General features: G+C 43.2%; 5 protein-coding genes and 2 pseudogenes. 3 read left to right on the forward strand and 4 right to left on the reverse strand.

Annotated features, from left to right (window positions below):
* Positions 1 to 32 precede the first annotated feature (32 nt).
* The 3 genes from V7K61_RS25005 to V7K61_RS25015 form a co-directional block, all read right to left on the reverse strand.
* Positions 33 to 6,134, reverse strand: coding sequence for a protein kinase domain-containing protein (locus V7K61_RS25005; RefSeq protein ID WP_335057494.1), 6,102 nt, complete (start codon positions 6,132 to 6,134; stop codon positions 33 to 35).
* A 267-nt stretch (positions 6,135 to 6,401) separates the two neighbouring features.
* The gene (locus tag V7K61_RS25010; protein WP_335057496.1) at positions 6,402 to 6,749 is read right to left on the reverse strand and encodes a hypothetical protein; all 348 of its coding nucleotides are present in this window, start codon (positions 6,747 to 6,749) and stop codon (positions 6,402 to 6,404) included.
* Positions 6,750 to 6,900: 151 nt separating this feature from the next.
* Positions 6,901 to 10,092, reverse strand: coding sequence for a WD40 repeat domain-containing protein (locus tag V7K61_RS25015; protein WP_335057498.1), 3,192 nt, complete (start codon positions 10,090 to 10,092; stop codon positions 6,901 to 6,903).
* Positions 10,093 to 10,794: 702 nt separating this feature from the next.
* On the opposite strand from V7K61_RS25015, the gene V7K61_RS25020 reads away from it, so the two are divergent.
* The 3 genes and pseudogenes from V7K61_RS25020 to V7K61_RS25030 all read left to right on the forward strand — a co-directional run bounded on the left by V7K61_RS25020 (position 10,795) and on the right by V7K61_RS25030 (position 15,491).
* A complete protein-coding gene (locus V7K61_RS25020) occupies positions 10,795 to 13,221 on the forward strand; it encodes a GH116 family glycosyl hydrolase (protein ID WP_335057499.1) in 2,427 nt (808 codons plus the stop codon).
* Between the two features lie 528 nt (positions 13,222 to 13,749).
* Positions 13,750 to 14,055, forward strand: a pseudogene (locus V7K61_RS25025) (cysteine peptidase family C39 domain-containing protein); the annotation flags it as partial.
* A 966-nt stretch (positions 14,056 to 15,021) separates the two neighbouring features.
* Positions 15,022 to 15,491: pseudogene (locus V7K61_RS25030) on the forward strand (HetP family heterocyst commitment protein).
* A gap of 1,103 nt (positions 15,492 to 16,594) precedes the next feature.
* Here V7K61_RS25030 and rpe read toward each other — a convergent pair.
* Positions 16,595 to 17,302 carry a ribulose-phosphate 3-epimerase gene (gene rpe / locus V7K61_RS25035; RefSeq protein ID WP_094349276.1) on the reverse strand — a complete coding sequence of 236 codons (708 nt, stop codon included), beginning with the start codon at positions 17,300 to 17,302 and terminating at the stop codon, positions 16,595 to 16,597.
* Positions 17,303 to 17,447: the final 145 nt, after the last annotated feature.

A 17,447-nucleotide genomic window follows, 5' to 3' on the forward strand; every position in this document is an offset into this window, starting at 1 on the left:
TTGCGTTTGTAACGAGTGCATTTTTAATATTCTCACTCTCGATTTACAATGACAACAATTTCTGTTCCTTGCCCAGGTTGGCTCTGAATACTCAGTTGCGCTCCAAGATGTTCTGCTCGCTCGCTCATTCCCAACAATCCAAATCCGCCAACAGATGGGATCGTAGCAACCCCAAAACCCCGCCCATCGTCTTTAACGCGCAGAATACATTGGGCATTGTCATATACCAACTCAACACGAATTTCGGCAGCATCAGCGTATTTTATGGCATTGGTTAATGCTTCCTGCCCAATTCGTAGTAAGTTATTTTCAACCTCGGTTGGCAAAGAATAGGCTGTGCCTTTGATTTCGTAGATCAGAGCGGTATCGGCAACGGCTCTCATTTGAGTCACAAGGCGATGAAGGGCACTATGTAAATTGCCATCCTCCAATAGCTGAGGACGAAGCGCTACCACCGAACGACGCGCCTCAGAAAGCCCAATGCGTGCCAGTTCATCAATCATTTCCAGCATTTCCAAATGTTCCTGTGTCGCTTCTAGATCGTCCGTTAGCACTTGGGTTGCAGCTCCTACTTGGAGCAGAATGCCTGTGAAGGACTGTGCCAGGGTATCGTGAATTTCTCGCGCCATGCGGTTGCGTTCTTCCAGAATTGAGGCTTGCTCGGCGCGTTTTTGTTCACGCAGCGCAGCGTTTCGCTGTTCACTAATGTCTGTGATTAGACTGTAGAATCCTCTTACTTGAGCATTGCGATCGCCTTTGGCACTGCCCCCTGGGCAATCGCAATCAGGAATCAAGGTAGCACTGATGCACCTTTTACCCAGTGAAAAGGGAATCTCTGCTTCCAGGGTTACAGTTTGCCCTTCAAACACTTGATTGATAAACGGCTCAAACCGTTGATAAACCGTCTCACCCAGGAGTTCATGAACAGATTTGCCCAAAATCTCATCTCGACTAAGGTTAAACCAGACCTCATAGATACGGTTAACAAACCGATAGCGCTGATTTGCATCCACGTAGCTGATAAGAACTGGTAGAGCGTCGGTGATTAGTCGTAATTCTTGTTCGCGTAAGCGAAGCTCGTCGTAGACATCGCGCAGTGCGGCTTCGCTTTTTTGTAAAGCCGCAGTTCGTTCTGCTACCTGTTGCTCTAGAGTATGGTTGTAATTGGCTAAGAGGTATTCTGCTTGTTTGCGCTCTGTGATGTCTTGAAAGGCGACGATCGCATAAGCCACATTGCCCTGTTCGTCAAAAACTGGAGTTCCCCACGCCTCAACTGGAATAGTTGCGTTGTTTTGGCAAATTTCTATGTCGTCAACCCTGGTGCGATCGCCACTCAACGCCCGGATAACTGGCAGTTTCTCAGTGAGATATATTTGATCCGTTCCCGCCAGATAAAATTGATAAACCTCTGCGATTTGATCTGGCGGCACGGCGGGGTCAATCCCTTTGCCCATTAACTCAATTCCCCGTTGATTAGCGTAGTAAGGGCGACCAGTCGCATCTGCTATTGCAATTCCCACCGGAACCGCTTCTAGAAATTGAGCCATCTGACTTTCGCTGGTGCGTAGCTTTGAGTAGAGCTTGGCATTTTCGATCGCGATCGCTGCTTGAGTAGATAGCAGATTTAAGACTTGCGATCGCGTAGCGTCTCCTTCAGAGAATCGCTCTGGTGTGAATGCTCCAGCCGCTAGTTTATTTTCTAGATACAACACGCCCACTAGCTTACCTTGATTTAGCATAGGCAAACATAAGATTGATTGAGTTTGATTGTGTTGAATATATGGCTCATTAATAAAATTACCTTCATGAGTAGCATCATTTAAAATGACACATTCATGAGTACGAATAACATAATTAATAATTGATTCAGGTAGATGATTTGCAGTTGGGATAGATTGCAGTACTTGTGTAATATAGATATTCTCACCATCATTTAGTTCACCAGATGCTTCAACAACCCATTTTCCTGAGTTTTCCAAAATCAAAAATCCTGTTTGTGCGCCAGCATTTTCGATTAATATCTTCATCAAGGAACTAAGTAACTTATCCAATTCAATTTCACTCGAAATCGCAAGGGAAGCTTTCATCACTGCCGCTAAGTCGAAAGCGATGGGTGAGTGATTAGAGGTGGTGACAGAAGTTTTGGGGATTGGCACGTAAGCCATGCCCGACGATTGAGGAAATAGCTGGGGATAGCGAGTTTCTAAATCTTTGACTTTCGCATACGCTCCCCATCGTTCATAGCAGTAATGTGCTTCCTTCATGTAAGTTTTGGCGATTTTTTCTCTACCTCTTGCCAGATAATGTTTAGCAGCTAATTCATAAGCTAATGCTTCTTCTTGCAAATATTCGTTGTCTTTAGCCCCAAGAATTGCTTGCTCGTAGAATTCTTCTGCCTCAAGCAACTGACTCAAAACTCGTGCAGTCTCTGCTTGCACTAAATGATATTTATGCAAATGATTCATGGGAGCATAATGTGCCCATTGCTTTATTTTCTCCTGGCTAACCGCAATTTTTTTGAGAATTTCCTCTTGTGCTTGAGCATTGCTTTCAGGGTATGTTGCGAGTCTTGTCAAAGCATCATATAGGTAGTAAAAAGGCGCAACAGGTGTGCCTGTTATTCGGATTAAATAACGTTCTGCTATGGTTGAGTTTTCAACTGCCTGAGCATACTCAGAAAATAGGTAGCACAGGAAAAGTTTATTGAAATAGACATCAAAGGTTGCCGTTCCATCATTTGTTACTTCATGTTGTGGCAATCCATTTTCTTCATTGTAGAATTCGCCAACTAGGCGAGTTAGGCTGACCGAAAAGCCCATCAAATTTGCGATCGTCTGCTGATATATTTGGTTCCAGGTTAGCGCAGTTTTCTGTTTTATTTGACGAATTGCTTCATTGTATTTCGTCATCTCGCGCTCAACTTCTACGAGTTCCTTTCCAACTGCGTAGGATTGGAAGCAATAACAATGAGCAGAATAAGCAGCAAACTCTAAATCTCCAACTTCTAAACTTCTTTGATAGGCTTCTAGCAAGGGCTGGGTTGTGTTTCTAATATGCTCTTTCCAATGAATAATAAAGTTATTCACAATGAGTAATGTTCTAGCTCTGAGAGAATGAACATTAGAGTGTGACAATAGATTTAGCGCAAGTTGTCCAAACTCGTACCCAATCTCAATGTTCCCACTCGTTCCACAAAGAATTAATCCGTAAAAGGCATAGGCAAAGGGAGATACAACAGCATTACCAGATTGAATTGATAAGTTTACTTGTTTAGACACAAGCAGAGGCATCAAATCAGGAGCTGCAACATAGGCAGCGATCGTGATGCTTGATAAGATTCGCATCGCCGCCAACTTGTCCGGTTCGGTCATTTCCGGCAAATGCAGCAAGTCCTCGATTGGCTTCTGGCCAATGAGTGATGTGATTGTGTCTAGCTCAAGCTGAATGTCTGACTGAGTTGGCGTTTCAGGAAAACTGATTCTCAGTTGCTGCAAAACTTGCAATCCAGTGTTGATTGCTTCTAATGGCTGGTTCTGCGCGATGTCAGTTTGAATTTTGACTTCGTAAACTTTCACGATGTCGAGAACCGTTTTGGCTGCTTGCAGAACAACCAATACCCAGGATTCTACCTGCTCAAAATCGCCACACAAATACGCGACTTCTGTTGTTTCTAAATATAAATCTAATGTCAAGTCATAGTTTGTTTCCCAGCTAGAAGCTGCTAGCCAAACTCTTGCTGTGGCTAAATAGTTTTGAGCCACACTATAGGCGATCGCAGCCTTTGCTTTCTGTCCGGCGATTAAATTTAATCTAGCAATTTCATTGCGTTCGGGTTGATCTGCGACAAGCTCAATTCCATGATTAAGATGATCGACAATTTCAAACAGTCGGTCTGATAGTCGCTCTGGCAAAATTTTTTCGAGGAGATTACGACCAATTTGTAAATGAACAATTTGTTTTTGCGACTCATCAATTAAGGTGTATGAGGCTTGCTGCACGCGATCGTGCAGAAACTTATACTCTTGAATTAACAAGTTTTCATCTAATTCAGATAGTGGTTGAATTAATCCAACTTGTATGGCTGTTAGTAAATCTTGAAAAACCATTTCAGGTGGTTGATCACAAACAATTGATAGAGTATCTAAATTAAATTCAGCACCGACGCAAGCAGCTAACCTGAGAATTTTCTGTGTATTCTCTGGCAGTTTCTTCAACTTAATCAGCGTCAACTCCACAACATTATCAGTGATATTTTGGGCTTGGATCTGAGCTATGTTCCATTGCCACCCCCCCTTAGTAAAAGGGGATTGAGGGGGGTCAAAGGTCAATAAATTTTCGCTATGCAGCATTCTCAAGAATTCACTGACAAAGAAGGGATTGCCCTCAGTTTTACGCAACACCAACTCAGCTAACGGACGAACGGTGTCTGCATTCCGATGTAGCGTCTCGGCAATTAACTGACTCAACGACTCAAGTGTTAATGGTGTTAGGGTAATTTCCTGAAGCACTGCCCCTTGTTTTCGCAGTCTCTCTAGCATTAATGCTAATGGATGCGTTGGATTTACTTCATTATCTCGATAGGCTCCAATCAAAAATAGTGATTGGGTTTGCTGATCTAGCAGCATCAACTCGATTAACTTCAGCGTTGCTGAGTCTATCCACTGCAAATCATCTAAGAAGATCGCCAGGGGATGTGATTCTGAACAAAACACCCGCATGAACTGCCCAAAGATTCGATGAAAGCGATTTTGAGCTTCAGTTGCTCCAACTTCTGGTACAGGCGACTGCTTGCCGACAATTAATTCAACTTCGGGGATCGCATCAATGATGATTTGTCCGTTGTTTCCCAAAGCTGTAAGTAAGAGCGATCGCCACTGTTGCACTTGTTCGTCTGGTTCACTGAGCAATTGCTGCACCAATTTTTGCAGAGCATCGGCGATCGCGCTGTAGGGAATATTGCGCTGAAATTGATCGAACTTCCCAGAGATAAAATAGCCGCGCTTTTGGGTAATTGGTTTATAGAGTTCCTGCACTAACGCAGATTTACCAATGCCAGCATAGCCAGATACTAACATCATTTCGACTTGGAATTTTGGATTGCCCGCTTGTTCCCTTTGTAAAGTCGTTTCTGAATTGTTTGGTAAAGCCGCGACGCAATTTGACTCTGGACACGCTACGCGAACAAACGCCGCTAGTAAAATTGCAACTTCCTTGTCCCGCCCATACAGTTTTTGGGGAATTTGAAACTGACTCGAAGCGTCTTGAAGCGCCAGTTTAATGCTAGAGATTTGACCGATTTCTGCTAATTGTTCAGCACAGATTTCTAAATCCGCTTTGATTCCCCAAGCACTCTGATAGCGATCTTCTGCATTTTTCGCCATCAGTTTCAGAATAATATCTGAAACTGGTTTGGGAATCGTTGTGTTTATTTCATGAGGCGGAACAGGCTGTTTAGCAATATGACAATGGACTAGCTCAAGCATATCCACTGTGGGAAACGGCAGATGTCCAGTTAGCAGTTCGTAGAATGTCACACCAAGGGAGTAAAAATCGGTGCGGTAATCAAGTAAACGGTTCATCCGCCCGGTTTGCTCTGGAGATAGATATGCAAGTGTCCCTTCTAAAACATGAGGGCTTTTAAAAGTCGGATTCGTGCGGTTAAATTGGGTAGCAATCCCAAAATCAATAATTTTGACAACGCCAGTATCCAGATTGAGGACTATATTTCCAGGGTTGATATCTTTATGAATGACATTAGCGGTATGGATTCTGCCTAGAATATCTGTGAGGGCGATCGCAAGACCTAAAAAAGTGGATAAAGGCATGGGGCAGAAAATATCTGGCCGCTTGTGTATCCATTGCTCTAAGGACTCTCCCCCAAAATCTTCCAAGATAATCACCAGAGTGCGTTGATAGTCCTGCTGGCTGTATGCTTTGATAACTCCTTCTAAATTTAGGGAACGGGTAATTTTATATTCCTGTCTGTAGCGAGTCAGTTCTTGAGGAGAGGGATAATCAAGCTTTAGCATTTTGATGGCGATCGCTACTCCATCGTCTCTGATGCCCCGATAAACTAGAGAGTTAGAACTTTCATATATCTTGTTTTGAATGGCAATACCAGGTAGAGCAATCATAGAGCAACTCTTGAGAGTATGATCTGGCATAACTCAAACTATACAGCAATTCTTATTCTGAGAATAATTACTTGCTGTTTGCTCCCATCAAGAACAAGTTTGGTGAAATAAGAGATTGATAACTAAACTTTAATTTCCGACTTCAAAACATTCAACACTTTTTCTTCCAAAGCGTTTAAATAAGGTACCTCATGTCCAATTTCTGGCTGCATCCCATCAATCGCTAATATCACTCGTCCTTGATTAGCTACTATTGCTTTTAACCTTTTATGGTCTTTTAGCCATAAAGAAGGTGAGCTTTGTCAAAGTGCGGGTTACGCCTAAGCCTTTCACCCACCATAATTTATACCAATTTAAAAAAAGAATGCGGCAAATAGACCATTTGTAGAGACGCGATTCATGAGCCAGCGCGTTGCGGTGAATCCAGCCCTGTAGGCGGGTTTCCCGCCGTAGGCGACTGGTGAACCCGAAGGGGGGTTCCCCCCGTTGTAGCGACTGGCGTCGCGTCTCTACCCAAGAATGTGTTGCAATTATTAATTGAATTGGTATTACCCTTGGATCTCGGCTGTTGCAGCTGTAAACAGAAAGTTCCGAGTTTTGAGCATCAACTTCCAATTTTTAAAGGTGAAAACTGGAGTTCTGAGCCTAAATGGAGAAGATAATAAGTCTCTTATTTTGTGTTCTCCTTTTTTTACTTACTGCCTTTATAGCTGTTTGCAATTGAGTCGAGTGCAGACCTTCTTAGAGGCACAGCAATGCCTTGTTTTTACCCGCTGACTTTACTCCAAACATATTTTTGGCAGGTTTCGCAGGCGGCTTTTGCTTCCTCTGTTTGCGGATTGGTGAAGACGGGATGGTAACGTAACCTGTCACAACAAACTTGCAACCATGCACGCCAGTCACCGCGCCACAAACGCACAGTGCCATCTTCACCGCCGCTAACAATCGTCTGCCCATCGGCGCTAATGGCGACAGAATAAACCCAACCCTCATGACCGCGTAAAGGTTCAGCTAAAGCAAGACCTTGGTAATTCCACAACCGCACAGTGCCGTCATCACCGCCGCTAACAATCGTCTGCCCATTGGTGCTAATGGCGACAGAATAGACCCAACCTTTATGACCACGCAAAGGTTCAGCTAAAGCAAGACCTTGGTAATTCCACAACCGCACAGTGCCATCACCACCGCCACTGACAATCGTCTGCCCATCGGCGCTAATGGCAACAGAATTGACAAAACCCTGATGACCACGCAAAGGTTCAGCTAAGGCAAGACCTTGACGATTCCACAACCGCACAGTGCCATCATCACCGCCACTAACAATCGTCTGCCCATCGGCACTGATGGCGACAGAATTGACATAACCCTGATGACCACACAAAGGTTCAGCTAAAGGAAGACCTTGCAGATTCCACAAACGCACCGTGCCGTCACTACCACCACTGACAATCGTCTGCCCATCGGCGCTAATGGCGACAGAATAGACCCAACCCTCATGAACACACAAAGGTTCAGCTAAAGGAAGACCTTGGTAGTTCCACAACCTCACCATGCCGTCAGTACCGCCACTGACAATCGTCTGACCATCAGCGCTAATGGCGACAGAATAGACCCAACCCTTATGACCACGCAAAGGTTTCGCGGAAGGAAGACCTTGGTGGTTCCAAAACCGCACTGTTCCGTCAGTACTACCACTAACAATCGTCTGCCCATTGGTACTGATAGCAACAGACCTAACATTGCCTTCGTGACCACGCAAAGGTTCAGTTAAGGGAAGACCTTGGCGATTCCACAACCGCACCGTACCATCAACACCGCCACTGACAATCGTCTGCCCATCGGTGCTGATAGCCACAGACTTAACATTACCCTGATGACCACGCAAAGGTTCAGCTAAGGAAAGACCTTGGCGATTCCACAGCCGCACCGTACCATCAACACCGCCACTGACAATCGTCTGCCCATCGGCGCTGATGGCGACAGACCTGACATTACCCTCATGACCATACAAAGGTTCAGCCAAGAGAAGACCTTGGCAATTCCACAACCGCACCATACCGTCAGCACCACCACTGACAATCGTCTGCCCATCGGCACTGATGGCAACAGAAAAGACATCATTTTTATGCCCACGCAATGGTTTAGCTAAGGGAAAACCTTGGCGGTTCCACAACCGCACTGTACCGTCAGCACCGCCACTGACAATTGTTTGCCCATCGGCACTGATGGCGACAGAAGAGACATCATTTTTATGCCCACGCAATGGTTTAGCTAAGGGAAAACCTTGGCGGTTCCACAACCGCACTGTACCGTCGTTACCACCACTGACAATCGTCTGCCCATCAGCGTTGATGGCGACAGAAGAGACATTACCCTGATGACCATGCAAAGGTTCAGCTAAGGAAAGACCTTGATAATTCCACAACCGCACCGTACCATCAGCACCGCCAGTGACAATCGTCTGCCCATCGGCGCTGATAGCGACAGAAGAGACATTACCCTGATGATCGCGCAAAGGTTCAGCTAAGGAAAGACCTTGGTAATTCCACAACCGCACAGTGCCGTCAGTACCACTACTAACAATCGTCTGCCCATCAGCGCTAATAGCGACAGAAGAGACATTACCTTCATGACCACAGAAGGGAATCGAGACTCTTGCTTTATTCACCACCCGATTCAAACTGTTCTGAACTGATGCAAGAATCTGCTGGGGTAGTTTTTCTTGATTCTCCCCCATAGCTTGAATTGCCAAAACTAGACTATCTAGGGGTTGTAAGGGCAATAAATCATCTACTCTAGCCGCTTTATCTCGCAACTGGGATTCAGTAAGCGCCCTTTCCATCTCGGCAATCCGGTCTTTGTCATCGGTATCGCTGCGCTGGTAAAAATCCTCATCTTGTTGGGGTGATTGCAAATCAGGCTGCAATTGTTGCCAGCTATCCCTCACTTGGGACAGCAATCCCTTTTGCATTAAATATTTGTCATCCGGTCTTTCGTTCAACCATTCCCGTCGCGTATTTTCTAATGTATCGCTCAACGGTCGCAAGTCTCGGTCTTGTTGTCGCCACTGGGCAAACTGCTGCCAACTTTCAATTAAAGCTTCATGGGCTAAATCAATCCAGACTTCTCCTTTTTCATCTTTCCCAGTAACTAATAAGCGTCCCTTAACCAATCCCGCTTCACCATCTAGTAACTCGCTAAGTTGTTGCTGTTGATTGGCATCATCACCTGCAATATTTAATAATGTGGCTTTTGGTTGGCGCTGTCGGGTATCCTTTTCTCCCTCTCCCGTTCGCACTAACCGCAGAAAAATCTGCTTAATCCATTCCTTTTCTTGCTGACTGCGTTCTTGAGTTGGGTATTCTTGCTCATAATCTTGGTAGTGATAAACATTTTCTGCGTGGAGATTTAACACCACAGTTAATCCTCCCAACTTTTCATACTCTTCTGGGGTAAGTTGATGTTTCTTTTGCTCGCGTTTCTCCCAGAGTTTAGTTAAGGCAAACTCTAACAATGGCAAATTCACTGGTTCTTGTTGAAGATTTTGGAGAATTTTTAATACTCCTGCTTCTTCAACACTATGAACCTGAAGCTTGGCAGGTTTGGCAATTGTCTCCTTTAAATCAACTCCAGTTAAAGGCGGTATAACAACTACTGGGGTTTGAATCAGGTGAGTTAGAGAAGAATTATCTAAACAGGATTCCAGAAAATCGCCTCGCATAGTAATTACAACTGCTAACCGCGAATCATGAATCTCTACTACCCCAGTCAATAGTTCAATAAATCTCTGCCGTTCTTCCTTATCTATACAAACTGTAGATACTTCCCCAAACTCATCTACCACCAGCAAAAATTTTTCTGTGCTAGCCACAGCCTCTGCATCATTAATAGGTTTAGTCAGGCTGCCGAAACTGTTGTCATACTGAGCAATTTCAACCACAAGGGCGTATTGTATCATCTTGTTTTGTTAAAACTATTGAGAAAAATACCTCTGTGCTTTAAAATACCCAAATTGACTAGTGATTTACCCACTAGAGTTAAAAACTCTAGATTTAAAATTTAATTAGCGGTTGAGCAATACGCGGTAGAAGCACAATATGAAAGTCTTAGGGACTGGGATAAGCTCTATACCTTGTAATCTGGTAGTAATTACGGGAGCAATGTCTAAGGGCGGGCTACGACCAGTTATAAAATTTCAACTTAAGTTGACACCAATACAATACTTCTCGTCAAAGTAAAGAAAAAACCTTTAACCCTTACCCGAATGGCATTAAGTTAAGATACAGCCCTTGCCCTGACTGGTTCCTAGCCTGGAGGCTGGGAACTAGGCTACACAAGCTTTTGGGCTTTTCTTAGTGCCATTCAACCCTTACCCCTTAACCTTTTCCCAAAACCCGATTCCGAATAAAAAATGCACAAAGCGAGAAGTATTGGATACCAATGGGCATTACCTGGATTTCTCACAAGTGAGAAATCCAAGGGGTGTGGGAGGTGTGGGAGGATGGGGAAGAAGTCTTACCTCCCCACACTGCCCACACTCCTCTTCCCCTGAAGCCTACACTATGCGTGAGAAATCCGGGATTACCGTGCTACTACCTTGAGAAAAATCTCACATCGCGCTAGTCTTCATTGACGTAACTGCACGCTGTAACATTAGGCGATGACAAATCAACTCTCTTTGAAAATTCCCTCTTGTACTTGGAGCCGTCCCATCGGCTTAGGTTGGGACAAACCTTATACCGTCCGCTATGCAAGTAATATTGATGATGGCCCTTGGCATGGTATGCCTTTAGGCGGCTTTGGTGCAGGTTGCATCGGTCGTTCTTCACGGGGAGACTTTAACCTGTGGCACATCGACGGCGGTGAGCATACCTTCAAAAACGTTCCCGCTTGTCAGTTCAGTGTGTTTGAATCCAATAGCACATCTTCCCAAACCTACGCTTTGTCTACGCAAGCGCCCGATGATGGCACTCTCAAAGCGTGGCAGTGGTATCCTACAACTCCCGGCACAGAGGGGACGGGCAATTATCACGCGCTATATCCACGTAGCTGGTTTGTGTATGAAAATGTATTTCAAGCACAGTTGACTTGTGAGCAATTTTCCCCAGTGTGGGCAGGTAATTACCAAGAAACTAGCTACCCTGTGGCGATATTCCTCTGGAATGCTCATAATCCCACAGATGCACCGATTACTCTCAGCATTATGCTCACTTGGCAAAATATGGTGGGCTGGTTTACAAACGCTCTCAAATCTCCCGAAGTGCGGGTGCGCGATGATGGTAGTCCGGTTTACGAATACCAACCGCGCTGGGGCGAAAGTCAAGGAAACTACAACCAAATAGTTGAAAATACACAACAGTTTGGCTGTGTTTTAGGCCGGGTTGGTATTGATGAACCTTTGCAAGAAGGTGACGGAACTTGGTGTATTGCGACGCTGAAACATCCCCAAGTGGAAGTATTTCACCATAGCCGCTGGAATCCTGAAGGGACGGGTGAGGAAATATGGCAAAGTTTTGCTAAAGATGGCTCTTTGCCCAATTATGTTGATACTACAGCAACAGAGAATACACAATTAGGGGGTGCGATCGCTACGCCGGCCGCAGGCATCGCAATCCGTTTCACTCTCCAACCAGGCGAAACTCTCGAAATCCCCTTTGTCCTCGCTTGGGATTTACCGATAACAGAATTTGCCGCCGGGGTTAACTATTACCGCAGATATACAGACTTCTTTGGTAAAAATGGCAACAACGCCTGGGCGATCGCATCTACTGCATTACAAGAATACCAAACTTGGCGATCGCAAATTCAAAGTTGGCAAAAACCCATTCTCGACCGCGAAGATTTGCCCAACTGGTTTAAAATGGCTCTATTTAATGAGCTTTATGACCTCACCAGCGGCGGTACTCTCTGGAGTGCAGCATCAGAACTTAACCCCATCGGTCAGTTTGCGGTGCTGGAGTGCTTAGATTACCGTTGGTATGAAAGTCTAGATGTGCGGTTGTATGGCTCTTTTGCCCTGCTGATGCTATTTCCAGAATTAGAAAAGTCGGTGATTCGGGCATTTGCACGGGCGATTCCTCAAGGTGATGATACTCCCCGAATAATTGGCTATTACATGACAATTAAGGCAGAAAGCCCGATTGCAGTTCGCAAAGTTGCAGGTGCAACACCCCACGATTTAGGCGCACCCAACGAACACGTTTGGGAGAAAACCAACTACACCAGCTATCAAGACTGTAATTTATGGAAAGATTTAGGTAGTGATTTTGTCTTGCAAGTATACCGTGATTTTTTACTCACGGGTGCTGACGATGTGGAATTCTTGGCAGATTGCTGGAATGCGATCGTTCAAACCCTCGACTACTTGAAAACTTTTGATCTCGATGGCGATGGGATTCCTGAAAATTCTGGCGCGCCTGACCAAACTTTTGATGATTGGCGGTTACAGGGTGTCAGCGCCTATTGTGGGGGATTGTGGTTAGCGGCGTTAGAGGCTGCGATCGCAATTAGCGATATTTTATTAACTTACCAGACAGGTGACACAACAGAGTTGGCGGTTCAAAAATCCACTTATGAAACTTGGTTACAACAATCTCTTCCTATTTACCAAGAAAAACTCTGGAATGGGGAATATTACCGACTTGATAGTAAAAGTGGTTCCGATGTGGTGATGGCAGATCAATTGTGCGGGCAATTTTATGCTCGTCTGCTGGACTTACCTGATATTGTACCGAGCGATCGCGCCCTCTCTGCGCTGAAAACTGTTTATGATGCTTGCTTTTTGAAATTCTGTAATGGTGAGTTTGGTGCTGCTAATGGTGTTCGTCGTGATGGTTCACCAGAAAATCCCAAAGCTACTCATCCCTTAGAAGTTTGGACGGGAATAAACTTTGGGCTGGCGGCTTTTCTCGTGCAGATGGGAATGAAAGACGAAGCGTTGAGGTTGACGCAAGCTGTGGTGCAGCAAATTTATGAAAATGGTCTGCAATTTCGCACGCCAGAAGCTATCACCGCAACTGGTACTTTTCGCGCTAGCACTTACCTGCGGCCAATGGCGATTTGGGGAATTTACTTAGTTATTAATTGATTGACTATCAAAGCGGTTCTCGTTTTGATGCAACACACGTAGGTGTCATGGGTGCCAACTTAAGCTGAAATCTTCTGAATGTATAAGTTTTACCCCCAGCCCTCTCTCAAAACTAGCAGAAGGAAGCAAATTCTCCAGTTCCCCTTCTCCCAATATGGGAGAAGGGGTTAGGGGATGAAGGCAAGCAACCCTAGAACCCTTACTCTTAAATAACTTCTACCTTAAATTGACACCTATGATAGATGTGCGTTCCTAGCAATCCCTAGCAAATTTAACCTGTCTTCATCTGAGAAAGCAGACTTTAGGTTTGCGATTTTATTTTCCGAGTGTTTCCGGAAGCGAAGGAAAATTTCAGTAATGGTAAGAGTTGAAGCATTGAGAATTTAAGACCACTGTTTCAAAAAATGCAAATATTACTAGCTTTAGCTATAAATATTGCTAATGCTTCCCAGACTACGTTCACAATCAAAAACTAGGTTATGACGTGCCTATTCCTTTACTCAACAGCAAAGTTAATCAGATTGTGGCGCTGCGTGTTTGGCAATGATTAGCCGACACTGGTGCATACGCTTAAACCCTTACAATTTGCGTAACTTAACGCCAGTAAATTTCACAGGTGCATTTCACCAGCCTTTAGTAGAAGCAGTCCAAACTTCAGGATGTGAAGCGCTATCAGTAAGGACTAGTCTGAGTAAGCTGGACTCATATTATAACCCTTGGATAGCTCATTGTCAAATAATTCATTGCGTAGTTGTCTGGAGAGATAAAGGCGATCGCATATTGATACCACCATTTAGCTCAATTGCCACTACATTTGTAATCTCAATTCTATAAATCTGTTAAATATTCATATCATATAGAACTTTTTGCTGAATCAACTTAATAATATTCTGTGTTAATTAGCTTTATATCTATTCTTAAATTCTCTAATATTGTACAGACTTAGCCTGCAACAATTTTTGAGTCAATTTATCCATTTGCGGATATTTTTCTTGACTCGACTAAGGCTTGTTATAACTATCTATTTATATTATCCCTAACCAGTAATTTTCTTTTAGAACTGGTCTATTTTATAATTAATGACTGCTTATTATGAAATATTTACGCGCAGTTGACAGCGATTATATTTAGATACGCCAAAGCTGTAGTCTTTGCAAACCAATAAAGACAAGTCTAATAAGTATGATTATCTAATCGAACTTATAGAAAAATAAGTTCAATCCTATTGCTATGAAAGGTTTTATTCTTTCTCGAATAATATTTTTGCAAGTTGTTTTACATTTTATTTAATGGTATTGTTTTCTAGTTACTCGACAATAATAAAGGTTTTAAAATGATATCGGGTGAGGGGTAAGACCCCCTCAAGAATTAGCAAAAGAGGACAAAACTAAAAGCTGCACAATACACAAGTAAGTATAGGAATATATTCAGTAAATTTGACCTATAAATATACTAGATTAGTAGATGACAGCAACGACAAAAAATAGTATAAATACGAATGGTGTTGTTAACGCTCAAAGATAAATATATTTCCTCTCTTAGTCTAAAAAAATATGCAAACTTCCCGGAAATTGCCTAATCCAACAGTAGTAATAAATATAAGCGTGTGAACCAAGAAAATTTATTTACTTATGGATTTTTATCCCTTGTAAACATCAAACACCGCTCCACTGCTGATAATTTGCCACAAGCAATTCAAGATTTGCAAAAAGGCTAGTGCAGTTTGTACACCTCAATTGAAACATCAACAATCGCAGAGAAGAACATAGTTTACTTCACCCAAAATAACTAAACGCTATGATGAATCAAGACCTTGCTGGTATTAGTAGTAACTTAGATAAGACAGTGAAAGCTCAACAATTTGACAAAGTAGTTGAAGCAATTCTTGCTGGAAAGTATTCCTGGGCATGTGTTTTAATGCTGCGATTTGGTGGTTATAATCCTCTGCATTACATTCCATATCGCACCTACAATCGATTGCTCAAAGAGAACTCTCAAGCCGATAGGACAAAACAACAGCAAAGTGAAAATCTAAAAATGCTGAAACACGCTCATAATTCCCAGTCTGATAATAATGTTTCATCAGCTGCTTAAGCAAAATTAAAGACTTAGCTTATCTAGAAGTAGTTAGAAAGCAAAAAGCAGAAATCCGTGCTGGTAGTTTAGACCAGAGATTGACACAGCAAATTAACGAATATCAATCAAGCAAATCGCCATTAAAACCAGAAAATGTTCAAGACATTTCCTTGAAATCCTGTGGATTCAATTAAAAAGTATTTGGAATCAATAGATTCCGCTCTAAAGTTGATTGATTATCTGAAAGCCTGTTATGCTAATTGGAAATTTATAGCATGACAGGTTTTCTATAGCAGTCATGAATTTGATAATATTTTGCAAAAATCTGCCAAAATGGCAAATATATACTACTGATATTGGTAAACTAATAACAACTACAACCTAAACCAAAATAGAGGTGATTTGGCAATCAAGTTAATTTAAAAAATAAAATCAACGATTAGTTCTAACTATGAAATAAATCAAACTGATTACAAAAGTAGTCAGCATTTCATGGAGTAAATAACTCCTAGACCAAGACCAATAATCCAACTGTTACTACTGGTGGTTCTTTTTCTGAGGAAGTCTAAGCAAAGAAAATTTGGCGAGGTGGATTCCCCCAATCCAAATTTTACACAGCTTTCACTGACTGCAGACGGTGCGAGTAATGCTGATAAAACTTTCTATCCTGTGGTTGGTGTTGCTTTAGTTAAATATTGCAAACGCTTAACATCAATTCTAGGAACGGAAATAGAAAAGTTACGGTGAAATTGTTGTCCTTGGCTGGTAGAACTAGTAGCTCATACGCTTCTCTTTCGACTATTGTAATCCTAGTCCTCCCAACCTGGATTATCTTTGGTTTCTAAACTTTCAATTTATATAGCAACTACTGGAAGGTTCAAAACTTGAATAGCTTCCAGTTTTTTATTTATAAATCTCATCTATGTTGAAACCTAGAGTTTTTTAAAAGATATATTTATGTAGGTTGGGTGGCAATACTGTTCGGTTAAGGTAAGAGACGCGATAAATCGCCGTCTCTACAAGGAACTGATTATTGTAGAGACGGCGATTTATCGCGTCTTTGTGATCTTATTTATGTTGGGTTACGCTATCGCTGCACCCAACCTACAAAACTACGGTTCTCAAAGTAGACGAGGTTTATATAAAAAAATAAGGTGGGCAAATTGCCTACCTTATTTTTTACGAAGACTAGATATTTGATGCAATTAATCTAGAATTCTGGTAGAGACGTAGCACCGCTACGTCTCTACATTTTTTTTCACTTCCATGTTTAATGATTGATTAATTCAAAAATGAATTAAACCTTGGCTAATTCTGGGGTAGGACTCTTGCTGTTGCGAATTGCTGTAATAGCCTCAGCATAATCTTTTGCGTTAAACACAGCTGAACCGGCGACGATCGCATTAGCTCCCGCTTCCAAAACTTGCCAGGTATTATTTGCCTTCAGTCCCCCATCCACTTCAATCCAGGGATCAAGACCACGTTCATCACACATTTGGCGCAGCTTGCGGATTTTGGGTAATACACCAGGGATAAAGCTTTGACCACCAAAACCAGGGTTGACGCTCATAATTAGTACTAAGTCGCACAAATCTAGAACATATTCGATTAGTTCTAGAGGGGTACCAGGATTAAGTACAACACCAGCTTTCTTACCAAGCTCTTTTATTTGCCCCAAGGTGCGGTGCAGGTGTGGGGAAGCATTATGCTCGCAGTGTACGGAGATAATATCAGCACCCGCCTTAGCAAATCCCTCTACATACTTTTCTGGCTCCACAATCATCAAATGGACATCCAGAGGCTTGGTTGTAATCGGACGAATCGCCTCCACAATCAGAGGGCCTATCGTAATATTAGGTACAAAACGACCATCCATGACATCAACATGAATCCAATCCGCTCCAGCTGCGTCTACGGCACGAATTTCGTCACCCAAGCGACTAAAATCGGCTGATAGGATAGATGGAGAAATTACAATGGGCTTTTGAGATAGGTTTTGGGTCATGGCTAGTGGGTTTTTAAGCGTCCTCGTCTGTACGCATTGTAACAAAACATTGAACAAGACTCATAATTTTGATCCCGGTTTTTTGGGGAGTGGGGAGGTAGGGGAGCAGGGGGCAGGGGGGCAGGGGAGCAGGGGAGCAGGGGGG

This window comes from Nostoc sp. (assembly GCF_036918015.1).
Taxonomy (GTDB): Bacteria; Cyanobacteriota; Cyanobacteriia; order Cyanobacteriales; family Nostocaceae; genus Nostoc.